This window comes from Polynucleobacter sp. MG-6-Vaara-E2 (assembly GCF_018687695.1).
Lineage (GTDB): Bacteria > Pseudomonadota > Gammaproteobacteria > Burkholderiales > Burkholderiaceae > Polynucleobacter.
The window spans coordinates 1,926,539-1,950,325 of sequence record NZ_CP061303.1 but is presented as its reverse complement, the minus strand read 5'-3'; the positions used below and the strand labels follow the sequence as shown (position 1 = coordinate 1,950,325).

26 protein-coding genes are annotated in these 23,787 nt (G+C 45.9%); 15 read left to right on the top strand and 11 right to left on the bottom strand.

Translation table 11 applies throughout. The features are described 5' to 3' along the window. Genes ICV38_RS10075 through can form a run of 4 tightly spaced genes read right to left on the bottom strand, consistent with a single transcriptional unit; the run spans nt 1 to nt 3,773 of the window. On the bottom strand, nt 1-1,419 hold the full coding sequence (locus tag ICV38_RS10075; RefSeq protein ID WP_215381433.1) for a serine/threonine-protein kinase: 1,419 nt from the start codon (nt 1,417-1,419) through the stop codon (nt 1-3). Nucleotides 1,420-1,422: 3 nt separating this feature from the next. Further along, complete coding sequence (locus ICV38_RS10070; RefSeq protein ID WP_215381416.1) at nt 1,423-2,175, bottom strand: metallophosphoesterase; 753 nt, start codon at nt 2,173-2,175, stop codon at nt 1,423-1,425. Nucleotides 2,176-2,200: 25 nt separating this feature from the next. Beyond that, nucleotides 2,201-3,100, bottom strand: coding sequence for a lipid A biosynthesis acyltransferase (locus tag ICV38_RS10065; protein WP_215381413.1), 900 nt, complete (start codon nt 3,098-3,100; stop codon nt 2,201-2,203). A 7-nt stretch (nt 3,101-3,107) separates the two neighbouring features. Beyond that, on the bottom strand, nt 3,108-3,773 hold the full coding sequence (gene can, locus ICV38_RS10060; protein WP_215381411.1) for a carbonate dehydratase: 666 nt from the start codon (nt 3,771-3,773) through the stop codon (nt 3,108-3,110). Between the two features lie 22 nt (nt 3,774-3,795). Here can and ICV38_RS10055 point away from each other — a divergent pair, with 22 nt between their 5' ends. Then, complete coding sequence (locus ICV38_RS10055; RefSeq protein WP_215381408.1) at nt 3,796-4,092, top strand: DUF167 domain-containing protein; 297 nt, start codon at nt 3,796-3,798, stop codon at nt 4,090-4,092. Between the two features lie 12 nt (nt 4,093-4,104). Here the strand turns inward: ICV38_RS10055 and ICV38_RS10050 are convergent, their stop codons facing one another. Then, nucleotides 4,105-5,007, bottom strand: coding sequence for an aspartyl/asparaginyl beta-hydroxylase domain-containing protein (locus tag ICV38_RS10050; protein WP_215381396.1), 903 nt, complete (start codon nt 5,005-5,007; stop codon nt 4,105-4,107). 151 nt (nt 5,008-5,158) lie between these two features. Between ICV38_RS10050 and ICV38_RS10045 the strand changes: the two genes are divergently transcribed. Then, nucleotides 5,159-5,524, top strand: a complete 366-nt coding sequence (locus ICV38_RS10045) for a hypothetical protein (RefSeq protein ID WP_215381393.1) — start codon at nt 5,159-5,161, stop codon at nt 5,522-5,524. Nucleotides 5,525-5,636: 112 nt separating this feature from the next. Continuing rightward, a complete protein-coding gene (locus ICV38_RS10040) occupies nt 5,637-5,921 on the top strand; it encodes an HU family DNA-binding protein (protein ID WP_087908896.1) in 285 nt (94 codons plus the stop codon). Nucleotides 5,922-6,003: 82 nt separating this feature from the next. Here ICV38_RS10040 and rodA read toward each other — a convergent pair whose 3' ends face one another. From rodA to ICV38_RS10015, 5 genes are read right to left on the bottom strand one after another with little or no spacing between them, the layout of a single operon-like run. Then, nucleotides 6,004-7,155: a rod shape-determining protein RodA gene (gene rodA / locus ICV38_RS10035; protein ID WP_215381390.1), complete on the bottom strand. Its 1,152-nt coding sequence runs from the start codon at nt 7,153-7,155 to the stop codon at nt 6,004-6,006. Then, nucleotides 7,137-9,044 (bottom strand): penicillin-binding protein 2, encoded by a 1,908-nt coding sequence (gene mrdA / locus ICV38_RS10030; protein WP_215381387.1) that lies wholly within the window; start codon nt 9,042-9,044, stop codon nt 7,137-7,139. Before mrdA ends, rodA begins: the two co-directional genes overlap by 19 nt. 8 nt (nt 9,045-9,052) lie before the next feature. Then, the gene (mreD, locus tag ICV38_RS10025; RefSeq protein WP_215381364.1) at nt 9,053-9,577 is read right to left on the bottom strand and encodes a rod shape-determining protein MreD; all 525 of its coding nucleotides are present in this window, start codon (nt 9,575-9,577) and stop codon (nt 9,053-9,055) included. Beyond that, the gene (gene mreC / locus ICV38_RS10020) at nt 9,574-10,509 is read right to left on the bottom strand and encodes a rod shape-determining protein MreC (RefSeq protein WP_215381361.1); all 936 of its coding nucleotides are present in this window, start codon (nt 10,507-10,509) and stop codon (nt 9,574-9,576) included. Before mreC ends, mreD begins: the two co-directional genes overlap by 4 nt. Nucleotides 10,510-10,533: 24 nt before the next feature. Further along, nucleotides 10,534-11,577 carry a rod shape-determining protein gene (locus ICV38_RS10015; protein WP_215381358.1) on the bottom strand — a complete coding sequence of 348 codons (1,044 nt, stop codon included), beginning with the start codon at nt 11,575-11,577 and terminating at the stop codon, nt 10,534-10,536. Nucleotides 11,578-11,638: 61 nt separating this feature from the next. Here ICV38_RS10015 and gatC point away from each other — a divergent pair, with 61 nt between their 5' ends. The 12 genes from gatC (at nt 11,639) to ICV38_RS09955 (ending at nt 22,984) form a co-directional block, all read left to right on the top strand. Next, nucleotides 11,639-11,932, top strand: coding sequence for an Asp-tRNA(Asn)/Glu-tRNA(Gln) amidotransferase subunit GatC (gatC, locus tag ICV38_RS10010; RefSeq protein ID WP_215381344.1), 294 nt, complete (start codon nt 11,639-11,641; stop codon nt 11,930-11,932). Next, on the top strand, nt 11,929-13,446 hold the full coding sequence (gene gatA / locus ICV38_RS10005; RefSeq protein ID WP_215381341.1) for an Asp-tRNA(Asn)/Glu-tRNA(Gln) amidotransferase subunit GatA: 1,518 nt from the start codon (nt 11,929-11,931) through the stop codon (nt 13,444-13,446). The genes gatC and gatA overlap by 4 nt, the downstream gene beginning before the upstream one ends. Then, nucleotides 13,446-14,915, top strand: coding sequence for an Asp-tRNA(Asn)/Glu-tRNA(Gln) amidotransferase subunit GatB (gene gatB, locus ICV38_RS10000; RefSeq protein WP_215382879.1), 1,470 nt, complete (start codon nt 13,446-13,448; stop codon nt 14,913-14,915). The genes gatA and gatB overlap by 1 nt, the downstream gene beginning before the upstream one ends. Nucleotides 14,916-14,946: 31 nt before the next feature. Further along, on the top strand, nt 14,947-15,621 hold the full coding sequence (locus ICV38_RS09995; protein ID WP_215381324.1) for a DUF484 family protein: 675 nt from the start codon (nt 14,947-14,949) through the stop codon (nt 15,619-15,621). Further along, nucleotides 15,602-16,603 carry a tyrosine recombinase XerC gene (locus ICV38_RS09990; RefSeq protein WP_215381321.1) on the top strand — a complete coding sequence of 334 codons (1,002 nt, stop codon included), beginning with the start codon at nt 15,602-15,604 and terminating at the stop codon, nt 16,601-16,603. The genes ICV38_RS09995 and ICV38_RS09990 overlap by 20 nt, the downstream gene beginning before the upstream one ends. 68 nt (nt 16,604-16,671) lie before the next feature. Further along, nucleotides 16,672-17,742 (top strand): GTP-binding protein, encoded by a 1,071-nt coding sequence (locus ICV38_RS09985; RefSeq protein WP_215381318.1) that lies wholly within the window; start codon nt 16,672-16,674, stop codon nt 17,740-17,742. Nucleotides 17,743-17,973: 231 nt separating this feature from the next. Next, a complete protein-coding gene (dksA, locus tag ICV38_RS09980; protein WP_173956792.1) occupies nt 17,974-18,351 on the top strand; it encodes an RNA polymerase-binding protein DksA in 378 nt (125 codons plus the stop codon). A 12-nt stretch (nt 18,352-18,363) separates the two neighbouring features. Further along, a complete protein-coding gene (argB, locus tag ICV38_RS09975; RefSeq protein WP_215381297.1) occupies nt 18,364-19,266 on the top strand; it encodes an acetylglutamate kinase in 903 nt (300 codons plus the stop codon). A 10-nt stretch (nt 19,267-19,276) separates the two neighbouring features. Next, entirely contained in the window at nt 19,277-19,927 is a 651-nt protein-coding gene (gene slmA / locus ICV38_RS09970; protein ID WP_215381294.1) for a nucleoid occlusion factor SlmA, read from the top strand. Next, complete coding sequence (locus ICV38_RS09965) at nt 19,924-21,063, top strand: homoserine O-acetyltransferase (RefSeq protein ID WP_215381290.1); 1,140 nt, start codon at nt 19,924-19,926, stop codon at nt 21,061-21,063. The genes slmA and ICV38_RS09965 overlap by 4 nt, the downstream gene beginning before the upstream one ends. Then, nucleotides 21,060-21,650 (top strand): methionine biosynthesis protein MetW, encoded by a 591-nt coding sequence (gene metW, locus ICV38_RS09960; RefSeq protein ID WP_215381279.1) that lies wholly within the window; start codon nt 21,060-21,062, stop codon nt 21,648-21,650. Before ICV38_RS09965 ends, metW begins: the two co-directional genes overlap by 4 nt. Before the next feature lie 14 nt (nt 21,651-21,664). After that, a complete protein-coding gene (locus tag ICV38_RS09955; protein ID WP_251368150.1) occupies nt 21,665-22,984 on the top strand; it encodes an MFS transporter in 1,320 nt (439 codons plus the stop codon). 16 nt (nt 22,985-23,000) lie between these two features. Here the strand turns inward: ICV38_RS09955 and ICV38_RS09950 are convergent, their stop codons facing one another. Then, nucleotides 23,001-23,783 (bottom strand): exodeoxyribonuclease III, encoded by a 783-nt coding sequence (locus ICV38_RS09950; protein WP_215381276.1) that lies wholly within the window; start codon nt 23,781-23,783, stop codon nt 23,001-23,003. Nucleotides 23,784-23,787: the final 4 nt, after the last annotated feature.

Below are 23,787 nucleotides of genomic sequence, written 5' to 3'. Positions count from 1 at the left end.
CTAAGTTCGAACGATATGAACGCTACAGGGAGCCTCTTCGACAATCTTTGTCATTGAGGTTCTCCAAGGTGTAACTTTATTGGGGAGCTTATGAGAGGCTCCAATCAAAATAAGTGACGCATCATTGTCTTTTGCAAATTCGACAATACGTGTGGCAGGATCCATGGCCTCGAGTACATGATAAGAAATGCGCTCAGGTGGCAGCTTAAGCGGTTTAGCCCATTCCATGAGTTGCACTAAGTGCCCGCGCACAATACCGCTCGCAGTTTCGCTTTCATGCTTGCCTTCATAGGTTGGCGTGCTTGCAATAGTGCTGATGCAAACGAGGCGACTTTCGGGATACGCTTGTAATAAATTTTTCGCCGTTCTTTGCATACGTTCGCGAAGATCTTCATCTGATTGCCTAGTATCAATGGCGGCAATCATCAGTGGCGCATCATAGTTACCCATGCTCGGTCTTGGGCTTGGTGAAGGCTCATAGCCCACTGATTTAAATAAGCCTTTGAGGTTTTCCCAAAAGCTTGGGGGCTCTATGCGATCAGCGCGTTCAGTGAGTGTGACGCCCTCAGGATCACGTAAAACTTGACGTAAACGCGTGGCACTTTGGTAGCGATCAGCGGCTCTAGGCTCTAAGCATCTAAGTACGACTTCTTGTAGCCAGCGAGGAATTTCTCGTCGAATAGCGCGCGGTGGAAATGGTTCGGCCCACATACGTCTTCTTAGGCCGGTCATTGTTTGAGGATTACCAAAGGGCAATTCACCCGTTAGTAATTCATACATGATGACGCCGATCGAATAAATATCACTGCGAGAATCAGAGCGAATGCCAGCAACTTGTTCGGGCGAAATATAAGGGGCAGAGCCGACGCCTTTGCGCATTTCTTCGGCCAGTAAATCTGGATATCGAGCATGATGCGATAAACCGAAGTCGATTAACGTTAATTTGCCTTTTTCATCGATCAAAATATTTTCTGGTTTGATATCGAGATGAATGGCATCTTGTGCGTGCAGTGATTGCACAGCTTGGGCAAGATCTGCACCAATGCGGACAACTTCATCGATCGTAAATACTTTGCCTTCTTTGATGAGATCTTCCAGTGGCCTCCCCTCAACCCTCTCCATGGCGATATAGGGGCGTGTTGCCATATTGCCAGCGCCTAAAAATTTGGGGACATAGGGGCTTTTGAGGGCGCGCAAAATGGTGAGTTCAGTTTCAAAACCAATCAGGCTTTCAACTGGCTGATCTCTTCCGACGCGAGGAATCTTGAGCAGAATAGGGACATCAACCCCCTCTTTGGTTGCCGAGAAAAGACTCGCCATGCCCCCACGATGCACTTCTTTGCCGATGACAAAACCATCAACCACTTTTCCTTCTTGGAATATGTCGTCTACAGCTTGAATATCGGAGTTAATAGGCATTAATTATTTGCCAGTAATTAGGCGATTTGCTAAATCTTCCGGCAGGCCTGCACGACGAACTTTATCGGCAGCTGCAAAGTGATCGTAGGGGGCACGGTGAAAAGTCAATGCTTCAGCCGCCGGCTCAAATACCGCAAAACATGCCTCTGGATTGCCATCTCGTGGTTGCCCAAGGGAGCCCACCACTCCAACCCATTGGCGATGTGGTAACACCGGAATTTCATCTCCGGGATGTGGCGCAAAGCGAATGAGTTTGCCCACAGCACTTTGATAAAACAGTGCCTGCTCATGCGCATGTCCAACAAAGGTATAACTTTTTCCCGAGTGCTGCGCACAACGCCATGCGCTCATACTGTCGGTGACGTAATTCCAGTCACTTGGATTGTGGGCAGAAGCATGCACGAAGCACATATTTTCTTCTTGAACAATCAGGGGCAGATTTTTTAGAAACTGTACATGGCTATCGCTCAGTTGCGTTTTTGTCCACTCAATTGCAGTATTCGCACTCGCATTCATTTGATTGCGACAGTCTTTAAAGACGGCCTCATCATGATTGCCCAAAATAGCAATAGCCTTTTTTGAATGGACTAGATCAGCAATGCGCTCAATGAGGGCTGCGGGATCGGCGTTATACCCAACGAGGTCACCCAAAAAGACCATGCGTGTTACACCAAGCTCTTCTGCTCTGCTAATGCAAGCCTCGAAGGCTTCTAAATTGCTGTGGAGATCGGCAAATAGCCCAATACGCTCTGACATCTTCTAATGATAGGACAAAAGTCCTTTACTTAGAAGGGTTGTAGGGATTTGTTTCGTGGTTAGGACGGTTTTTGAAGCGTTTATGTACCCAATAATATTCTGCAGGCCGAAGTCGAATTTCCTTTTCAAAATATTCGTTCAGACGAGCAGTATCAGTTTTCACATCAGCGCTCGGAAAATTTTCTAAAGGCTTGCTGATCTCACAGAGGTATCCGGACTCATCCTCTTTAAGAGTGGTAACCATCAGACATACATCTGCATCCGTAATGGTAGCCAGACGAGAGATCGTTGTGATGGTGTTGGTTTCAATTCCAAAGAAGGGCACAAATTCAGAGTCTTTGACACCCAAATCAATATCAGGCGCAATGATGATGAAGTCTCCATTGCGAATCTCGCGAATAATCGCTTTTGCGTTCCCTTGACGATCAATCGAATTGCCTCCGAAACGGTTGCGCCATTCAATAATCTTTCGATTAAAAAAAGGATTTTTCATTCGCTGAAAAAATCCTGAGGTGCGGGGCCAGTCCATTCTTTTTGCCAGGGCGCTCAGAATAATGCTGCCTTCAATTCCGGTGAAATGCATATTGACCAATATGCGAGGCTTTCTGCTCGTTAGATCAACCGCTGATTTCACTTCAATCATTCGGCTTAATTGTTTTTCGCTGCCTAGCCAAATAATACTTTTCTCTACCAGACTTCGGCCAAGTAGGCGCCAATGTTTTTTGCTGAGACTATGAATTTCATCTTCACTTAAATCGGGAAAACATAAATGAAGATTAGTTTTGACAACATGATTTCTGTCGCTAGGTAATCTAGCGGCGATATAGCCTAAGCCATAACCAATAGATACCAGAAGTCGATAGGGCAGTAGAGATAGGAGCTTAAGAAACACTACTCCTACATAATTAACGATAGATTTAAACAAGCGAAAGCTACTCTATTTCGTATCGATTGATCGATTTAGCGTAACGTTCGAGCATTTCTTCTGTAGAGCTACTAGACATTCCTAGATCATTCACTAGGCCGGTTTCAAGGCGGTAAGCCCAACCATGAACGGTGAGCTCTTGTCCGCGAGCCCACGCATCTTGAACAATGGTCGTTTCACAAACATTTACCACTTGCTCAATGACATTGAGCTCACATAGTCGATCTTGACGTTTTGGGGTTGGAATCATATCGCCTAGATAACGCTCATGTTTTTGATGTACATCCTTCACGTGACGCAACCAGTTATCGGCTAGACCGACTCGCTTGTCTGCTAGCGCTGCATGTACGCCAGAACAGCCATAGTGACCAACCACCAATATGTGTTTTACTTTCAGAAGATCAATTGCAAACTGAATCACGGATAAGCAATTCAGGTCAGTATGAACGACAACGTTGGCGACATTGCGATGAACAAATAATTCGCCTGGAAGTAAATTCACAATATCATTCGCTGGAACGCGGCTATCAGAGCAACCTATCCAGAGATATTCGGGCGCCTGCTGGGAGACCAGCCGTCTAAAGAAGTCAGCATCTTTTGCCATCATGCTGTCAGCCCAGGCGCGGTTATTCTCAAATAACTGTTCTAGGGCTTGGGAATTTTTATATGACATGCTTTAAGTTTAAAGTACTTTAATGACACCTATTTGGTTAAAACAAACCCCCACTGGAATTGTCCTTAATCTCCATTGTCAGCCCGGCGCTAAACAGACGAAAGTGGTGGGACTGCATGACGATTGCTTAAAAATTTCCTTGCAAGCTCCAGCGATAGAAAATAAAGCTAATGAATTTTTGTTGGGCTGGCTATCTAAACAGTTAAAAATCCCACAAAAGCAAATTCAATTTATTTCAGGACAAAACAGCCGAAAAAAACGACTTGAAATCTGGGGATCAATTAGTCCAGAGCAAATTATTCAGACTCTCAATCCGTAAAACAGTAATTGCTTACCAAAAGATTGCCCACAAAATTCCCAAAATAAGTACCCACTTGCCAATGTAATATACGGAGCGATGTTTAGCCTTGAGCTTCTTAGCTTGAGCGCGCAAGTGATAAAAGTAGGTAAATAAGACGTTTACAAAACCTACTTTTTCCCCAACAACATTTTGAGAGGCGGCGGCGCTCATCACATAGCGTCCAAACCAGCGATTAAGTAGTTGCACTACTTTGGTATGAACTGGCCGCTCAACATCGCAAAATAAGACGATCCGTTGATGATCAGTTTCGTTAGCGGCAAAATGGATATAGGTTTCATCAAACATGACCGCTTCGCCATCCTTCCAGAAATAGCGCTCACCATCTACTTCAATAAAGCATTTTGGGTCGTTTGGGGTGACTAGGCCAATGTGATAACGCAACGAGCCAGCATAAGGGTCACGGTGTCGCACAAGCGTTGCTCCAGGGGGCAGAGATGCGAACATAGCCGCTTTTACCGATGGAATGGATTTGAGTATGGCAACGGTTTTTGGGCAGCTTGCTTGGGCCGAGGCTAGATCTTTGCCATACCAATAGAGATGAAAACGCTTCCAACCTGTTCGAAAGAAAGAGTTAAAGCCGATATCGTTATAGCCAGTTGCCGCTGCAATTGCGCCATCTGCATTCAAAGAAAGCGCTTCTTGACGAATTACTTCCCAGTTGTCTTTTAGGGGCTGCATTTCAGGAAACTGGCTTACTGGGATAAACGCGCTCGCTTTTACCTTTGAAAATAAATAGAGCAATGCATTAATTGGCGCTAACAAGACTTGATAGTCAGTTAGGGATCTCACCACCCCAAAGCGTACTCTGCCTCTGAAATAGACGTAAATTGCCGATATTACAAATATAAAAAAGATGATGTGACGAGCTTGCATTCAATTTGCCGATTTAAAGTGGTCAATAGATTTTAATTTGGAAGTGAGCACTCTTTCGACTATTTCTTCTCTTTATATGCTCATATACTTGACGTAAATCAAGATAATTTCCCGCTTAGGGTTAATGTGGATATAGATTGGAGAGAAACGTATGAAGAGATTTATAAAATGGCTCTTAAGCCTTGTTTTAATTGGCTTAGTGGGTATCTCAGTTTACACATGGTTCATGCTGACTTGGAGTTATGGCAGTGGAGAACGAGCTGGATACGTGCAGAAATTCTCTAAACGTGGCTATATTTGCAAAACCTGGGAAGGTGAGTTGGCTATGGTTTCAATGCCTGGAACGTTGTCAGAGAAATTCCTCTTTACAGTGCGCGATGATGCTGTGGCGCAAAAAATAAATGCTAATCTAGGAAAAAAAGTTGCCCTAAAATATGATCAACATATTGGATTGCCAACAACCTGTTTTGGGGATACTGAGTATTTCGTTTCTGGCATAGAAGTGCTGGATGAATGATTTGTAGTGGTTTTAAAAATTGTTGTGCCTAAGCTTTATTTTTGTAATTTTTTGTGGTTAAAATCATGTAAGCGCAATGTGCGCCGACATCAATATCATTAAGGAGCTTCACTTGAACAAAGCCGAACTAATCGCAGCGATTGCTGACGACGCGGAGATTTCTAAAGCCAAAGCTGAATTCGCATTGAATTCTGCAATTGAGAACATTATCAAAGCTGTTACTAAAGGCGATTCAGTGCAACTGATCGGCTTCGGTACTTTCGCATCTGGTAAGCGTGCCGCACGTATGGGCCGCAACCCAAAAACTGGCGAGCCACTCAAAATCGCTGCTGCAAAAACTGTTAAGTTTTCTGCTGGTAAAGCATTTAAAGATTCAGTTAACAAGCGTAAGAAGTAATTCTGCCTTTGTTGATAAAAAAGCCCGGCATGCCGGGCTTTTTTATTTCCTGAGAATATATTCAGATTTGGGGGCGTAACCTTTAGCTTTGAACTAAGCGCCTATGTCTGTGAATGCTCATCAAGATTCCCGCACCAAAACCTAGCGTTACTAGGGCAGTTCCGCCATAGCTAATAAATGGCAAAGGAACCCCAACCACCGGCAACAATCCGCTCACCATGCCGATGTTTACAAATGCATAAGTAAAGAATATGAGGGTGACCGAAGCTCCTAGTAAGCGAGTAAATAAATTGGGTGCGCTGGCAGAAATTGTTAGACCGCGCTTGATGAGCGCAAAAAATAGTGCAAGCAATATTAGGTTTCCAAGCAAGCCAAACTCTTCCGAGAAAACTGCAAACACAAAGTCGGTATGCTTTTCGGGAATAAATTCCAAATGCGCTTGTGTTCCTTGAAACCAACCTTTACCAAAAAATCCGCCAGAACCGATGGCAATCATAGATTGAATCGTATGAAAGCCTTTGCCCAGAGGATCGCTGCTTGGATCTAGCAAAGTGCAAATGCGATGTTTTTGGTAGTTATGGACAAAAGGCCATGTAACATCGTGCGCACAGATGGTGTTACCAAAAATAATGATGAGTAAAATGCCGACAATGCCAACACCAACAAATGGCAGGATCCATTTCCAAGGTAAGCCTGCCAAGATAATCACGTAGAGCCCAGCAGCAAAAACTAGTAGCGCTGTTCCAAGGTCCGGTTGGCGCGCGATTAAAAAAACTGGAATCGCCAAAATTACTCCAGCCACTGCATAGTCCCAGGTTTTTTGAATGCCCTCTCGCTTTTGGAAGTACCAGGCAAGCATGAGTGGCATCGCAATCTTCATAATTTCAGATGGCTGAATCACAACACCAATATTGAGCCAGCGACGTGCGCCTTTCTTGATCAATCCAAAAATTGCTACTGCAACTAATAGCGTAACGCCGATTCCATAGATCCAAACAGCACCCATCTCTAACCACTTAGGCGGTATGCGGGACACCAACCACATCACTCCAAAAGAAAGGGCAAGGTTTCGCAACTCATCTGTCGTTTGTACGGGTGTATTTTGGCTTGCAGATAAAAATGTAAATAAGCCAACTGCTGCTAAGCCAAGCAAAATAAGCCCTAGCTGGCGATCTAGACCAGAGAAAAAGCTAAAGAAAAGCACTTGAATTTTTTTTACGGGGCTCTTTCCCATTCGGGAATCTCCTTAGGCCATTTGCCTTCGATGTAGTAATCCAATGCTTTACGAGCAATTGGCGCAGCATATTGCGCACCAAATCCTGCGTTTTCTACAACCATTGCAATCACAATAGTTGGCTTATCAGCGGGAGCAAAAGCAATATATAAAGCATGATCACGTAAAAATTCTGCAGTCGCTCCATGTTTGTAGTCCTTCGAATTCAAACTAAAGACTTGAGCTGTTCCTGTCTTGCCGCCTGCTACGTAGCCAGCGCCTTTAAATGCTGTAGCAGACGTGCCCGAGACGTTTACTTCAACCATCGCTTTTTTGATAACCTCAATATTTTCTGCGCTGAGATCAATGCGATAGCTTTCCTTAGGAGTTGTTAGCACACGATTGCGTGTAAATGGATCTTCAATTGCTTTGACTAGATGAGGCTTCATCACTACGCCATTGTTTGCAAGGTTTGCCATTGCATGCGCCAACTGCAAAATAGTGAAAGAGTTATAGCCTTGACCAATGCCTAAAGAGATAGTTTCACCTTCGTACCACTTTTGTTGCTCTGGCTTCTTGAAAGTATTCTTTTTCCACTCGGTCGACGGCAGAACACCTCTCGCTTCGCCTTGTAAATCGATGCCAGTAATTTGCCCAAAACCAAATGGTTTCATGAAGTCATGCATCATATTTACACCCATGTCACGTGCGAGTGTGTAGTAGTAGGTGTCGCAAGATTCAACAATCGACTTTTGCATGTCGACAATGCCATGCCCACCTTTTTTATCGTCTCGGAAGGTGTGATTGCCAAAATCAAAATAACCGGGATCAGAAATTGTTTGGGAGGGGGTGCGTTTTTTATTTTCTAATGCAGCCAGTGCCATGAACGGCTTGTATGTGGAGCCTGGAGGATAGATACCTTTGAGTGGGCGGTTGTATAGTGGTTTTTGTGGAGAGTCGTTTAGTTCTTTCCAGGTTAATGCATCAATACCTTCAACAAAATCATTGGGATTGAAGTTTGGCTTAGATACAAATGCCAATACATCCCCAGTTTCGGGTTCAATCGCTACAAACGCGCCACGAAAATTTCCATATAGCTGTTCAACTAAATATTGCAGCTTAATATCAACTGAAAGTACAACATTTTTACCTGGCACTGATGGAGAGCTTGAGAGCGTACGCACAGGTTTGCCGCCAGCAGTGATTTCAACTTGATCATAACCAGGAACCCCTCGTAAAACGGTTTCGTAGCTTTGCTCTAAGCCAATCTTGCCAACGTACTGTATGCCTGGCAAAAATGAGGCTTGCAGAGCATCTGGATCGTCTGCTTTTGAGTTCTCAATCTCAGATTGCATTCGCTCTTTGTCATGCTGAGACACTCGACCGATATAGCCAATTAAATGGGAGGCTAGCTCGTTATAAGGGTACTCACGAAAGCTCCTGGCTCGGATTTCTACCCCCGGAAAACGATAGCGATTGGCCATAAAACGGGCAGTTTCAGCCTCGTTAAGCATCGAGCGTAAGGGGAAGGTACCCATATTGCGGGAATCCTCTAAGGAGCGCTTGAAATTGCGGCGATCTCTGGGGGAAATATCAATGATCTCGGAAAGCTCATTGATAAGCTGATCTACGTTACCTTTTACCTCTTCCGCATTTACGTCTAAGGTGAGGGCAGAATAATTTCTGCCAATCACGATGCCATTACGATCGATGATTAATCCTCGGTTAGCAGGAGCTGGAACTAATGCAATACGATTGCTTTCTGCAAGCAAGGCATACTTGCCATGACTAATTAGCTGAAGCCATACCAGGCGGGTTAGCAAAATTAAAAAACAAAACGTAACGAATAATGTCGCAATATGAATGCGTTCTTGAAAAGAATCGAGATCAGGTTTTTTAAAAGAAACCATGCAGCTTCTTAAAGTGGACGGTTGTGATCAACGTCCATGGGTCGACGTTGAGGTGCTAGCAAAATACGTGTTGCAAGTGGCCAAAGTAGTGACTCAATGAGGGCCTGAATGCCACCCGTCAAGGCCCACCAATAAAGCTCTCCGCTTAGGGCCCAATGCGCCAGTACCGGAAATAGAGAGACCAGCAGGAAGATTGGAATCAGGTGCAAGGCTTGCGAAAGCACAGATAACGCAACAATGCGGCGATGCCATGAAATCGCAATATAGGCAACAAGCGAATAACTAAATGCATGCAATCCCAATAAATCAGAATTGTGTACATCCATCATGAGGCCCAGAAAGAATGCTGTGATCACGTTGACATAGCGATGCTGATGAATATTCCAAAATACAATGCACAGAATGAGCCAGTTAGGTACCCATCCGTAGTTACCAAATGGCAGCAAATTTAATAAGAGTGCGCAAAATAAACTGAAATAGATAAATACTGGGTTGACTGGGCGAAGAATGTAGCCGCTTTGAAAATCGATCATTGCATTCCTCGCGCCCGAGTTTGGCGACGACCCGGAATATTTGTGAGGGGCGTGCCGTTTACAGGCTTAATATTGGATGATGGGGCTTTGGCATCAAACTGTGGGTCATATAAAAAAGCTAATGCCTGACGGTAGCGATTCACTGCGGCCACAGGGACACAAAATACGTTAGAGGAATTTTTGTCAGCATTACGCTCAATTTTGCTGATAACAGCCACTGCAAAACCTGGTGGGTAAACGCCATCGATCCCAGAAGTCAACAAAATGTCTCCAACTTCCAGATCGCTCGCCACCGGCAAATAACGTAGCTCTAACGGGTTGCCACGACCCGCCCCAAAAACAGCTGCTCTGAGACCATTTCGAGCCACTTGGACTGGAACTGCAAAATCTCGATCCTCTAGCAGGGATACTTCGGCTGAGCGATCGTAAAGACGTACTACCTGGCCCAGAATGCCAGCGTCATTAGCAATTGGATTGCCTAGTTTTAGGCCGTCATTCATTCCGCGATTAATGACAATGCGTTGTGAGATTGGATTGGGAGGATTAAAGAGGATTTCTACGGGCAAGGTTTTGAATGGGACTTGTTTTTGCAACTCCATTAACTCTCGCAAGTTTTGATTTTCAACCGTTAAGAACTCAGATTGGTTCGCTAGTAAGGAGAGTTCTGCCAAACGCACTTTCATTACCTGATTTTCTTGGTCAAGCGTTGATCTCGTTGTGAAATATTCGGACGTTGTCTCGAATATATTTCGTGGCGCCATCATCACGTACTCGAGGGGGCGCAAAATCCAATTCACATAATTGCGAATAGGATCGAGCGCTTTAAAACGAAAATCGATCAGCATCAAGGCGATGCTGACAGACAGACAGACAATCAGTTTAAGTAAGGCCGGAATGCCCTGTCTGAAAAGTGGTGGAGCGCTATGTTGCAATTCCCTGATCGACGTGTAGGTCGCTTACTCTTGCGAGAACACTCCGCCTAACTTATCCATGCGCTCAAGGGCTATGCCGCAACCACGAGCTACGCAAGTTAGAGGATCTTCGGCTACATGAATTGGCAAACCAGTCTCCTCGAGCAGGAGACGATCGAGGTCACTTAATAAGGCACCGCCGCCTGTAAGCATCATGCCGCGCTCAGCGATATCAGATGCCAACTCCGGTGGAATCTGCTCGAGTGCCGCCTTAACAGCAGTCACGATTTGATTCAAAGGATCGGTTAACGCTTCCAGAATTTCATTGCTAGTTACGGTGAAGCTGCGCGGAATGCCTTCGGAAAGATTGCGACCTTTCACTTCCATCTCGCGTACTTCTGCGCCAGGAAATGCAGAGCCAATCGTCTTCTTAATCAACTCAGCAGTTTGTTCGCCAATCAACATGCCGTAGTTACGACGAATGTAATTGGTAATCGCTTCATCAAACTTGTCGCCACCAACACGTACTGAGCCTTTGTAAACCATGCCGCCTAATGACATCACGCCAACTTCAGTGGTGCCACCACCGATATCTACGACCATCGAGCCAGCAGCTTCAGATACAGGCAAGCCAGAACCAATTGCAGCAGCCATCGGCTCTTCAATCAAAAATACTTGTGATGCGCCGGCGCCTAATGCAGACTCACGAATCGCACGACGCTCTACTTGAGTGGATCCACAAGGAACACAGATAATGATGCGTGGGCTTGGCTTTAATAATTTACTTTCATGGACAAGCTTGATGAATTGCTTGAGCATTTGTTCGGTGATGGTGAAATCGGCAATAACGCCATCTTTCATAGGGCGAATGGCCTCAATATTCCCCGGAACGCGGCCCAACATCGCTTTTGCCTCCTTGCCAACCGCCAAAATGGTCTTTTTGCCATTTGGGCCACCCTCTTGGCGAATCGCCACAACCGAGGGCTCATCGAGGACAATACCCCGCTCACGCATATAAATTAAGGTGTTGGCGGTTCCTAGGTCGATTGCTAGGTCATTAGAAAAGTAGCTGCGAAAAAAACCAAACATGATGTAGTGGGAAAATAGAAAGTGTTAATAAAAATATATAGTAATGATACTCTAGCGCCCCATGAAACTTGATGATGTTCAGCGCATTGCGCACCTTTCCAGGCTTGAATTAAACCAGGCCGAAGCTGAGGCAGTTTTACCTCAATTGCAGGCTATTTTTTCTCTTGTAGAGGAAATGCAGGCCGTTGACACTACTGGTTTAGAGCCGCTCGCTCACCCTATTCTGTTTTTGCGTGAATTGGCTCAACCTCTTCGCGCGGATGAAGTGACAGAAACCGACCATCGCGCTGAAAACATGAAATCAGCTCCTGCACAGCAGGACGGCTACTTCTTAGTACCAAAGGTGATTGAATGAGCTGGCACAACACCCCGATCGCCTTAATGGCAAAAGCATTGGCTGCAAAAGAGGTTTCTAGCAAAGAGCTAACCCAGTACTTTCTGGATCGTATTGACGCTGGAAAGCAGTGGAATGCATATATTGATGTGAATGCTCACTTAAGCTTAGATCAAGCAAATAAAGCAGATTTACTGATTTCTGCCGGAAAGGCAGGCAAGCTAACTGGCATACCATTGGCACATAAAGATGTGTTCGTCACTCGGGGCTGGAAGTCGACTGCAGCGTCCAAAATCTTGGCTGGATATCAAAGCCCTTTTGACGCTACAGTAGTGGCTAATTTAGGTATTCCAGATGAGGGCAATCCCAATGGTGCTGGGATGGTTTGCTTGGGTAAGACCAATATGGATGAGTTTGCAATGGGGTCGTCTAATGAGAACTCAGCCTATGGGCCAGTCCTCAACCCCTGGAATGCTGCACACGTTGCCGGCGGATCCTCTGGAGGATCAGCTGCCGCTGTAGCAGCAGGTTTGGCTCCAATTGCTACGGGCACCGATACTGGTGGCTCCATTCGCCAGCCAGCTGCATTTTGTGGACTCACTGGAATTAAGCCTACATATGGACGTGTTTCTCGCTACGGCATGATTGCTTACGCCTCTTCTTTGGATCAAGCTGGTCCAATGGGTAAAACCGCTGAAGATTGCGCATTACTGCTTTCCGCAATGTCTTCGCATGATCCACGCGATTCCACATCGCTCGCAGATTCTGGTGAGGATTACAGTCGTTATCTGAATCAAGCTTGGCAAGAAGGTGATGCTCACTCTGCGAGACCATTAGAAGGGTTGCGCGTTGGCTTGCCAAAAGAATTCTTTGCCGAAGGTCTAGCTGCTGATGTTGCAAAGTCAGTGAATGAAGCAGCAAAAATCTTGGAAAGCTTAGGCGCTAAGCTGGTTGAAGTCAGTCTACCCAAAACTAAATTATCGATTCCGGTGTATTACGTTTTAGCTCCTGCAGAAGCTTCTAGTAATTTGAGCCGTTTTGATGGCGTGCGCTATGGACATCGCGCAAATGATTACAAAGATCTTGGTGACATGTATCAAAAGTCACGTACCGAAGGATTCGGTCCGGAAGTTAGGCGTCGTATTTTGATAGGCACTTATGTTCTGTGTCACGGTTACTACGACGCGTATTATTTGCAAGCACAAAAAATTCGCCGCATCATTGCATCAGATTTTCAGGCGGCATTCAAAGAATGTGATGTCATCCTAGGGCCCGTAGCGCCTGATGTAGCTTGGCGTCTGGGTGAGAAGTCAAAAGATCCAGTGCAAATGTATTTAGAAGATATTTATACGCTCTCTACTAATTTAGCCGGCCTGCCTGCAATGAGTGTGCCTTGTGGATTTAATACAAACAATTTACCAATTGGCATGCAGTTGATTGGGAATTATTTTTCTGAAGCGCGCTTATTACAAATAGCGCATCAGTATCAGTTGGTCTCTGACTGGCATCTTCGTTCTGCGAGCGAGGTGGCATGATGGAATGGGAAGTCGTTATTGGTCTAGAGACCCACGCACAATTACAAACACAATCCAAGATTTTTAGTGGGGCAAGCACGCGCTTTGGCGCAGAGCCAAACACTCAAGCTTGTGCTGTGGATTTAGCATTACCAGGTGTACTGCCGGCGTTAAATCGGCAGGCAGTAGAGCATGCAATCCGCTTTGGATTGGCGGTTGGCGCAAAGATTTCGCCGGCTAGCATTTTTGCGCGTAAGAACTATTTTTATCCTGATCTTCCAAAAGGCTATCAAATTAGTCAGATGGAAATCCCTGTTGTAGTTGGTGGCGAAGTAGAGATCTTGGTTGGTGATGAGGTAAAGACGGTACAGCTCACGCGTGCCCATATGGAAGAGGATGCAGGTAAATCCGTTCACGAAGAGGGGTTTACCGGCCCCCATGGCGAACCATCTAGTGGCATTGACTTAAACCGTGCTGGAACACCGTTGTTGGAAATCGTTACGGAGCCAGTAATGCGTAGTGCTGCTGAAGCGGTAGCGTATGCCAAGGCTTTACATACACTCGTAGTTTGGTTGGGCGTATGCGATGGGAATATGCAAGAAGGTTCATTCCGTTGTGACGCCAACGTATCCGTGCGCCCGAAGGGGCAGGCTGAGTTTGGTACTCGTTGCGAAATCAAAAACTTAAACTCATTCCGCTTCTTGGAAGAAGCAATTCAATATGAGGTGCGTCGTCAAATTGAGTTGATTGAGGATGGCGGGCTCGTTGTTCAGGAAACGCGTCTCTATGACCCTGATCGTCAGGAAACCCGTAGCATGCGCAGCAAAGAAGATGCTAATGACTATCGCTATTTCCCTGATCCCGATTTATTGCCGGTAGTGATTGATGATGTCTGGATTGCAAAAGTACGTAGTGGCATGCCAGCACTTCCTGCCCAGTTGCGCGAGCAATGGCAAAGCGAATATAGCCTGAGCGCCTACGACACGCAGTTACTGACCCAAGATAGAGACACTGCAAAAGTGTTTGAAGAACTACTCACCATTGTTGGCAAGCAACTTGCAAAAGCGGCGGCAAATTTAATTGCGGGCGAATTTGCATCATCTTTAAACCGTGCAGGCATTGCTGTGGCAGAAGCGCCTTTAAAGGCGGTACATTTAGCACCATTGCTCACTCGTGTTGCTGATGGCACCATCTCCAATAAGATTGCAAAAGATATTTTTGCAATTCTCTGGGAAGAGGCTATTGCTGGTAAAGCCATCAGCACTGTCGATCAGATTATTGATGCCAAAGGGCTCAAGCAGATCAGCGATAGCGGTGCACTTGAGGCAATGATTGATCAAGTGTTGGCGGCGAATGAGAAGTCGGTGGAAGAATTCCGTTCTGGCAAAGAGAAAGCATTCAATGCGCTCGTCGGGCAGATCATGAAAGCCTCTCAAGGTAAAGCCAATCCTGGTCAAGTGAATGAGTTATTGCGTAAAAAGCTTAGCTAACCATCAGTACCCAATAAAGAGAAAGAAATAGATGAGTGCCATTGATCCAAAGCAGGCAGAGCAAGAAGAGTTGGTTGCTGAGTGGTTGCGTGCTACCCCAGGCTTCTTTGAGCGGTATGCCAATCTCTTTAATGAGATACGGATTAAGCATCCACATGAGGATCGTGCGATTTCTTTGCAAGAGCGCCAGATGACGGTATTGCGCACTCAAAATCAAGAGCTCAATCGCCGCTTAAGTGAGATGCTGCACTTTGGTAGTCGTAACGATAAAACCCAACAAAGTTTAGTGGCTTGGTTGTTGCGTTTAATGAAAGCTAATAATAAGGCGGATGTTGAGGCCGCGATTACGACTGGTTTAGCAGAAGTATTTGAAGTAGATGCTGCACATCTTTTGTCTCCGAATTCGGCATTTGGTCCTTGGATCGATACCCCTTTATGTGGCTCAGTAAAAGAGCTGGCTGCAGCTAGTATCGATTTATTAGCAAGCCAAACTCATATTGATCCAGCGTGGCAAAGTATGGTGGCTATCGGCTTACCGCTTGGAAAAAGTCTTGGTATGAATCAATCCACAGCTGTGCTCTTACTAGCCAGCAAAGATGAAACTCGCTTTACTGCAGATATGGGCGCGTTCTATTTACGTCAAATCGCAGAACTCACAGCAGCGGCTTTGGATCGTATCCAGGCTTATGAAGCTAAAGCCGACTGAACTTCATCCACTCATGCAAGAGTATTTGCATGAGCTGCATGTGTTGCGGCAACTCTCTGGCCACACGCTTAAAGCCTATGGCATGGATCTCAGTGATCTCCAAAATTTTGCTCAAGAAGATTCTGTTGATTTATTGAAGGTTAGTAATGCTCATGTGCGGCGCTGGGCTGGTCGTTTGCACTCCAAGGAAAAATCTTCCAGGAGTATTGCCAGGGCGCTATCGGCATGGCGCGGCTGGTATGACTGGTTAACAGAAAAAGATGCCCGGCGGGATGCCCGCGCTGGGAAAGTGACAGGCAATCTAGCAGCCAATCCTGTTGATGATGTGAAGGCCCCTAAGCGTTTAAAGTCTCTACCCAAGGCCCTATCTGTTGAACAGGCGCTGGCTTTGGTTAGTCAGGCCGTTAAAGAGGCTGAGGAGCAAAAGGATCTCGAAACAATTCGTGATGCTGCGATTATCGATTTACTCTATTCCTCTGGATTGCGCTTATCTGAATTACTCGGCATTGATGTGATGCAAAGCAAAGACCGGCAACACGAATCTGCTGGCTGGCTAGATTGGGATGCTGCTGAAGTGACTGTTTTAGGTAAGGGCGGCAAAAGGCGTTCAGTTCCAGTGGGCGCGCCAGCGATGAAGTCCTTGCTTGCTTGGCGAGAAATTCGTGACGCAAGTTCGTTTGCCCAAGAATCCCTCGCCTTATTCTTATCTGCTACTGGCAAACGCTTATCTCCGCGGACCGTTCAGGAGCGCCTGCGTTCTTTAGCGATTCGAGCCGGCTTACCTACCCATGTGCATCCGCATATGATGCGTCACAGTTTTGCTAGTCATGTGCTGCAATCGTCACAGGATTTGCGTGCCGTGCAAGAGATGCTCGGACATGCAAGTATCGCTAGCACTCAGATTTATACCTCCTTAGATTTTCAGCATCTTGCTCAGGCGTACGATAAAACGCATCCGCGCGCAAAGGCTGGCAAAGACTGAAGAACTCGGTAATATAGTGGGTTTCCCGGTCGGGGAACGCAAGACTCTAGATTTAGATTGGATCATTCATGGCATTAATTCCGGTAACCATATTGACGGGCTTTTTAGGAAGCGGCAAAACCACTTTGCTAAAACACATCCTCACTGAAGATCATGGCAAAAAAATTGCTGTGATTGAAAACGAGTTTGGTGAAGAAAACATTGACAACGATATTTTGGTTCAGGATCACGAAGAAAATATCGTCCAAATGAGTAACGGTTGTATTTGCTGCACGATTCGTGGGGACTTGGTCGAAGCCCTGAGCGAGCTTTGGGAGCAACGCAAAGATAAGAAGATTAGTTTTGACCGAGTTGTGATTGAAACCACAGGAGTAGCTAATCCGGGCCCGGTGGCACAAACCTTCTTCATGGATGATGATGTTGCGGACCACTATGTGTTGGATGCAGTGGTTACCTTAGTGGATGCAAAACATGGCCAGCAACAACTGAGCGAGCATGAGGAGGCTCAGCGCCAGGTAGGCTTTGCCGATCAGATCTTCATTACTAAGACAGACCTAGTTTCGCCTGCTGAGGTGGAGGCACTGCGTGGTCGTCTAATGCATATGAATCCAAGGGCGCCGATTAGCGCTATTTCAAAAGGCGTAGTTCCTTTAAATGCGGTTTTGGATCTCAAGGGTTTTAACCTGAATGCCAAGCTAGACATTGACCCTCATTTTTTAGAGCAGAACGATCATGATCATGCCAATTGTGGTCACGACCATTCCCATGACCACGACCATGATCACAGTACTTGCGGGCATGACCATTCTCATGATCATCACCATCATGGGCATGCAGGGCACACGGATCGCATTCAGTCCTTCGTTTTTCGTAGTGATAAACCCTTTGACCATAAAAAGTTAGAAGACTTCCTGGGAGGTATTTTGGAGGTTTTTGGAGAAAAGATGCTGCGTTACAAAGGCGTGCTCTATGTGAAGGGAAGTAGCCGTAAAGTGGTGTTCCAGGGGGTTCACCAGATGATGGGCAGCGATTTAGCGGGTCCCTGGGGTGCCGAGCCCAAGCAAACCCGTATGGTCTTCATTGGGATTGATCTGCCCAAGGACACATTACTGGCTGGGCTTGAGGGATGTTTGGCCTAAAAGATACGAGTACAATGCCCCGCCACGGTCAAGATTGTTGGATGCTGAAGAATATTGATTGATAGGCGGCAAAAGTTTGGCAGAATGAGGCAATAATGCTTCAAACCAGGAAAGAATGAGATGACGGTAAAAACAGCAACAAAAGCTGCAAGCACTTCAAAAGCGGCCAGCAAAGCGACTAGCGCGAAAGCGGTTAAAGGAGCACCTTTAACGGAAGCTGAATTGCTCAAGATGTCTGATAAGGACTACATGAACGCTGCGCAGTTAGATTTCTTCCGTCAAAAGTTATTAACTCTCAAAGATGACATTTTGAAAAATGCATCAGAGACTACAGAGCATTTACGTGAAAATATTTTGGTTCCAGATCCAGCTGATCGGGCAACGATTGAAGAAGAGCATGCATTGGAATTGCGTACGCGGGATCGTGAACGTAAGTTGTTGAAAAAAGTTGAGCAAGCGCTTGGACGCATCGAGTCAGGTGACTATGGTTGGTGTGAAGAAACAGGTGAGCCAATCGGCTTGAACCGTTTAATTGCAAGGCCTACAGCCAATTTATCTCTTGAGGCTCAAGAGCGTCGAGAACTCCGCCAAAAATTATTTGGCGAATAAATTTAATTTGTAATGACCAAGCATTTACCTACTCTGAGCGACATCTCACCGCTATTAAAGGCGGAGATTCTTGCTGAAGCTTTGCCTTATATCCGCGCATACCACGGCAAGACTATCGTTATCAAGTACGGTGGAAATGCCATGGTCGAAGAGCGCCTCAAGGAAAGTTTTGCGCGTGACGTGATCCTACTGAAGCTCGTTGGCATGAACCCGGTTGTTGTTCACGGCGGCGGCCCTCAGATTGATGAGGCTTTAAAAAAGATCGGCAAGACGGGCACCTTTATTCAAGGTATGCGCGTGACCGACGAAGAAACCATGGAAGTAGTGGAGTGGGTTTTGGGCGGTGAAGTACAGCAAGATATTGTGATGTTGATCAACCATTTTGGCGGTCAGGCCGTTGGCTTGACTGGTAAGGATGGCGGGCTCATTCATGCCAAAAAAATGATGATTCCCAGCGATACAGAACCAGGCAAGAAGGTAGATATCGGTTTTGTTGGTGAGATCGAGGCAATTAACCCAGCGGTTGTGAAGGCCTTGCAGGATGACGCTTTTATCCCGGTGATCTCTCCAATTGGATTTAGTGAAGAGGGCCAGGCCTACAACATTAATGCTGACTTAGTGGCTGGCAAAATGGCAGAAATTCTTCATGCAGAAAAATTAGTCATGATGACCAATATTCCTGGTGTGATGGATAAAGATGGCAAGTTACTCACAGATCTCACTGCGAGAGAGATTGATGCTCTTTTTGCAGATGGCACCATTTCTGGGGGCATGTTGCCAAAGATTTCTTCTGCTTTAGATGCAGCCAAGAGCGGCGTGAATTCAGTTCATATTATTGATGGTCGTATTGAGCATTCTTTGTTATTAGAAATTTTGACCGAACAAGCATTCGGTACGATGATTCGTTCTAGATAAGTAGAGAGCTATGCGTGAATCTTTAGACCCAGCAAATATCGACAGCAACAGTGCTGACGCTGGTAAGACACGCAAGCGTCCAAGGCCGGGTGAGCGTCGCCTACAAATATTGCAAGTACTTGCCGAGATGTTGCAAAACCCGAAAGGGGAGCGCGTAACAACAGCTGCCTTAGCGGCAAAAATTGATGTCTCTGAGGCCGCTTTGTATCGTCATTTTGCAAGCAAAGCGCAGATGTTCGAGGGCTTAATTTCATTTATTGAGCAAACTGTTTTTGGTTTGATTAATCAAATCAATCAAAAAGAAGAATCTGGACTTGCACAGGCGCGCGGGATACTGCAGATGCTTCTATTCTTTGCGGAAAAGAATCCTGGCATGACACGGGTCTTGTTGGGCGATGCTTTATTGCAAGAGGATGATCGTTTGCAAGAGCGCATTACTCAGGTCTTAGATCGAGTAGAGGCATCACTTAAGCAGGCCTTGCGGATTGCTCAAACCCAAGGTGGGGTATGGGCTCAGCTAGGTCAAGAGGAAGTCAGCATTCGTGCTGCAATGTTGATGAGTTTTGTCTTGGGTCGTTGGCATCGATTTGCCCGTAGCGGCTTTAAGAAATTGCCAACTGATGCCTCTGATGTCAGTTTGCGTTTGCTCTTGTCAGAATGAGCGAGTTACACCTCTCTAGAAATACCATCCATTTTGCCGAGCCCCTGCCTTTGCAGAGTGGCGCCATGTTGTCTGGCTATGACTTAGTTATTGAAACTTACGGCAAGCTCAATGCTGATAAAACGAATGCTGTTTTAGTTTGCCATGCGCTAAATGCTTCACATCATGTAGCTGGGCCAAGCCCAGAAAATCCTGAAGATATTGGTTGGTGGGACAACATGATTGGCCCGGGCAAGCCGGTTGATACCGATCACTTTTTTGTCATTGGTGTAAATAATTTAGGTTCTTGTTTTGGCTCTACTGGGCCGATGAGTATTAATCCTGCAACCGGTAAGCCTTATGGCGCAGATTTTCCAGTAGTGACTGTGGAGGATTGGGTTAATACTCAAGCGCGCTTAGCTGACAAATTAGGTATTCGGAAGTTTGCTGCAGTAATGGGCGGAAGCTTGGGCGGCATGCAAGCGATGGCTTGGGCGATTCAATTCCCTAAGCGCTTAGACCATTGCGTTGTGATTGCTTCAACTCCAAAATTAAGCGCGCAGAACATTGCATTTAATGAAGTGGCACGTAATGCCATCCTATCTGATCCAGATTTTCATGGCGGTAATTATTATGAGCATGGTGTAGTACCAAAGCGTGGCTTACGTTTAGCTCGCATGGTTGGCCACATTACCTATTTGTCTGATGACGATATGGCTGAAAAGTTTGGGCGTGAGTTGCAGCGCCCTAATGGCGAGTCCAACGACTATCGCTTTAGCTTTGATGTTGAGTTTGAGGTCGAAAGTTATTTACGTCATCAAGGCGATAAGTTTTCTACTTACTTTGATGCCAATACCTATTTATTGATTACGCGCGCCCTGGATTACTTTGATCCATCACGTCGCTATGACGGTAGTTTGAACCGCGCTTTAGCTGAGGTACACGCCAAGTTCTTGGTTGTGAGTTTTTCTACTGACTGGCGCTTTCCACCAAATCGTAGTCGCGAGATTGTGCAGTCTCTGTTAAGCAATAAGAGTGAAGTGACCTATGCAGAGATTGATGCGCCACATGGTCATGATGCTTTCTTATTAGATGATGAGCGCTATCATAATTTGGTGAGAGCTTATTTCAAGAAAATGCGCGAGGTTCACTCATGAGTATGACCAAGCGCGCTGATTTTGCCGCAATATCTAATTGGATTGCACCAAATAGTCAGGTGCTGGACTTAGGTTGTGGCGATGGAAGCTTCTTAGAGTTTTTACAAAAACAAAAGCCAGTCTATGCTTACGGCGTAGAAATTGATGATGCAAGAGTACTCGCTTGCGTCCAAAAAGGTTTGAACGTTATCCAGCAAGACCTAGAGGGCGGTTTAGCCTTATTTGAAGACAATAGTTTTGACACTGTTGTTTTGTCTCAGACAGTTCAAACCATCCATCAAACTGAAAAGATTTTGCGTGAAGTGGTTCGGGTCGGCAAAGAATCGATCGTATCTTTCCCAAATTTCGGTCATTGGTCACATCGTTTGGCGGTTAGCTTAGGGCGCATGCCGGTATCGAAGAGCTTGCCTTATCAGTGGTACAACACGCCAAACGTGCGTGTTCTCACGGTTGCTGACTTTGAGAAATTAGCCTCTGGTCTTGGTCTGCAGGTCATTGATCAATATATCTTGCATGATGGTCGACAAGTTACCTTGATGCCTAATCTGTTTGGTAGTCTTGCTTTATTTCGCGTCCGTCGTGCGTAGAAAAATATAACGAAGTGTTCGCTGCAGTTCAATCTTGGCTAAAAGACTTTCGGGTGTATCTCGAATGGCCTTGCTTGCGGATGCTCTTCTTAGGCTTCTCTGCTGGCCTTCCCCTTCTATTAATTCTTGGAACCTTAAGCTTTTGGTTGCGTGAGGCTGGAATTGATCGCAGCACGATCGGTTATCTCACCTGGGTTGGTTTGATCTATGCATTTAAGTGGGTCTGGGCGCCCATAGTTGATCGGGTGCAGATTCCGTTTCTAACTAAATTGCTCGGTCGCAGAAGAAGTTGGCTGATTTTCGCGCAAGCACTCATCATCTTCGGCCTAGTTGGCATGACGACTCTTGATCCAAGGCTTGCACTTAATTCAGTAGTGTGGTGTGCGTTATTGGTTGCGTTTGGCTCCGCAACCCAAGACATTGCCTTAGATGCCTTTCGTATTGAATCGGCCAATAGCGATCACCAAGCTGCGCTCGCGGCAACTTATCAGACTGGCTATCGCCTAGCATTGATTTGGGCTGGCGCCGGCGTTCTATGGCTTGCAGCCAGAGTTGAAACGGGTGGCAGTTATGACGCTAGTGCGTGGCAATTTGCCTACCTTTGTATGGCCGCATCGATTGGAGTTGGTGTCTTAACTACCTTGTTTAGTACCGAGCCTGCACGTTACGAGTTAGCTAAGGCGCGCAATGCAAAAGCATGGCTTTATCAAACCTTGATTGAACCTTTTGCAGAGTTCATCACTCGATATCGTTGGCATGCCGTTTTAATTCTGTCTTTGATCGCTATTTATCGTATTAGCGATGTTGTCATGGGAATCATGGCCAATCCTTTTTACGTTGATATGGGCTACACCAAAGATGAAGTGGCGGCGGTGAGTAAAGTATTCGGTGTGGTGATGACCTTGGTTGGCGCTTTTGTGGGTGGAGTGCTCACATTGCGTTTTGGCGTCTTACGAATTTTATTTGTAGGCGCGGTGTTATCAGCGTTAAGTAATTTACTATTTGCGTGGCTAGCAACTCAGGGTCATGATTTACATGGTCTTATTTGGGTAATTTCTGCTGACAATTTAAGTTCTGGCATTGCCAGTGCAGCCTTTATTGCTTTCCTGTCTTCACTTACCAATATTCGTTATTCGGCAACTCAGTACGCGCTGTTTAGCTCGATGATGTTGTTGTTACCCAAGTGGCTGGCAGGCTTCTCCGGAGTGTTTGTCGATAACTTCGGATATCAAGCATTTTTCTATGGTACCGCCATCATTGGCGCACCAGTCCTAGTGCTGATTTGGGCAACGATTCACTTCAATATTGTTCAGATCAAAAATGAAGGCGAATAAACCCGCTCTCAATCGCTTAAAGTTTCCAGTCGTAATCCACAGTCAGTGGTGCGTGGTCTGAGAATTTCTCACCCTTATAAACAGTAGTTTTTTTAGCGGTAGCAGCGATACCGGGTGTGCTGATGTGATAGTCAATACGCCATCCAACATTCTTGGTATAAGCTTGACCGCGATTACTCCACCAGGTGTAGCAAGAATCTCCAGCTTCGGGTTCTAGTTTGCGATACACATCAACGTAACCTACCTTGTCAAAGAGATTGGTAAGCCATGCCCGTTCCTCTGGCAAGAAGCCAGAGTTTTTGATATTCCCCTTCCAATTTTTTAAATCGATCTCGTGATGCGCAATATTGACATCCCCACAAAGCACAATTTCTCGGCCGGATTTTTTAAGCTTAATCAGATGAGGCAAGAAGCTGTCTAGGTAGCGGTATTTGGCCTCTTGGCGCTCAGGAGAGCTTGAGCCTGAAGGCATGTATACCGAGATTACTGAAAGGCTTTTGAAGCGCGCTTCTACATAACGGCCTTCGGCATCGAATTCCTCATTGCCATATCCATAAAGGACCTCATCGGGTTGATGGGGTGTATAGATGCCGCAGCCGCTATAACCTTTTTTCTCTGCATGATGAAAGAAGCCATGCATACCATCGGGATTGAGGATGGCATCTTCAAGATCATCTCTCTGAGCCTTAAGCTCTTGCATACAAATGAAATCCGCTTTTTGCTTTACAGCCCACGGTAGGAAGCCTTTTTTGACTGCGGAACGAATACCGTTGAGGTTCGCGGAAATGATGCGTAACATGTAG

What these genes read in the sequence shown, in the direction of transcription:
- ICV38_RS10075 (WP_215381433.1), bottom strand. Translation starts at nt 1,419, where the DNA reads ATGCCTATTAACTCCGATATTCAAGCTGTAGACGACATATTCCAAGAA.
- ICV38_RS10050 (WP_215381396.1), bottom strand. Translation starts at nt 5,007, where the DNA reads ATGCAAGCTCGTCACATCATCTTTTTTATATTTGTAATATCGGCAATT.
- gatB (WP_215382879.1), top strand. Translation starts at nt 13,446, where the DNA reads ATGGAATGGGAAGTCGTTATTGGTCTAGAGACCCACGCACAATTACAA.
- metW (WP_215381279.1), top strand. Translation starts at nt 21,060, where the DNA reads ATGAGTATGACCAAGCGCGCTGATTTTGCCGCAATATCTAATTGGATT.
- mreD (WP_215381364.1), bottom strand. Translation starts at nt 9,577, where the DNA reads ATGATCGATTTTCAAAGCGGCTACATTCTTCGCCCAGTCAACCCAGTA.
- gatA (WP_215381341.1), top strand. Translation starts at nt 11,929, where the DNA reads ATGAGCTGGCACAACACCCCGATCGCCTTAATGGCAAAAGCATTGGCT.
- slmA (WP_215381294.1), top strand. Translation starts at nt 19,277, where the DNA reads ATGCGTGAATCTTTAGACCCAGCAAATATCGACAGCAACAGTGCTGAC.
- ICV38_RS10070 (WP_215381416.1), bottom strand. Translation starts at nt 2,175, where the DNA reads ATGTCAGAGCGTATTGGGCTATTTGCCGATCTCCACAGCAATTTAGAA.
- ICV38_RS10045 (WP_215381393.1), top strand. Translation starts at nt 5,159, where the DNA reads ATGAAGAGATTTATAAAATGGCTCTTAAGCCTTGTTTTAATTGGCTTA.
- ICV38_RS09965 (WP_215381290.1), top strand. Translation starts at nt 19,924, where the DNA reads ATGAGCGAGTTACACCTCTCTAGAAATACCATCCATTTTGCCGAGCCC.
- ICV38_RS09985 (WP_215381318.1), top strand. Translation starts at nt 16,672, where the DNA reads ATGGCATTAATTCCGGTAACCATATTGACGGGCTTTTTAGGAAGCGGC.
- rodA (WP_215381390.1), bottom strand. Translation starts at nt 7,155, where the DNA reads ATGGGAAAGAGCCCCGTAAAAAAAATTCAAGTGCTTTTCTTTAGCTTT.
- ICV38_RS09990 (WP_215381321.1), top strand. Translation starts at nt 15,602, where the DNA reads ATGAAGCTAAAGCCGACTGAACTTCATCCACTCATGCAAGAGTATTTG.
- gatC (WP_215381344.1), top strand. Translation starts at nt 11,639, where the DNA reads ATGAAACTTGATGATGTTCAGCGCATTGCGCACCTTTCCAGGCTTGAA.
- dksA (WP_173956792.1), top strand. Translation starts at nt 17,974, where the DNA reads ATGTCTGATAAGGACTACATGAACGCTGCGCAGTTAGATTTCTTCCGT.
- ICV38_RS09950 (WP_215381276.1), bottom strand. Translation starts at nt 23,783, where the DNA reads ATGTTACGCATCATTTCCGCGAACCTCAACGGTATTCGTTCCGCAGTC.
- ICV38_RS10015 (WP_215381358.1), bottom strand. Translation starts at nt 11,577, where the DNA reads ATGTTTGGTTTTTTTCGCAGCTACTTTTCTAATGACCTAGCAATCGAC.
- argB (WP_215381297.1), top strand. Translation starts at nt 18,364, where the DNA reads ATGACCAAGCATTTACCTACTCTGAGCGACATCTCACCGCTATTAAAG.
- ICV38_RS10055 (WP_215381408.1), top strand. Translation starts at nt 3,796, where the DNA reads ATGACACCTATTTGGTTAAAACAAACCCCCACTGGAATTGTCCTTAAT.
- can (WP_215381411.1), bottom strand. Translation starts at nt 3,773, where the DNA reads ATGTCATATAAAAATTCCCAAGCCCTAGAACAGTTATTTGAGAATAAC.
- ICV38_RS09995 (WP_215381324.1), top strand. Translation starts at nt 14,947, where the DNA reads ATGAGTGCCATTGATCCAAAGCAGGCAGAGCAAGAAGAGTTGGTTGCT.
- mrdA (WP_215381387.1), bottom strand. Translation starts at nt 9,044, where the DNA reads ATGGTTTCTTTTAAAAAACCTGATCTCGATTCTTTTCAAGAACGCATT.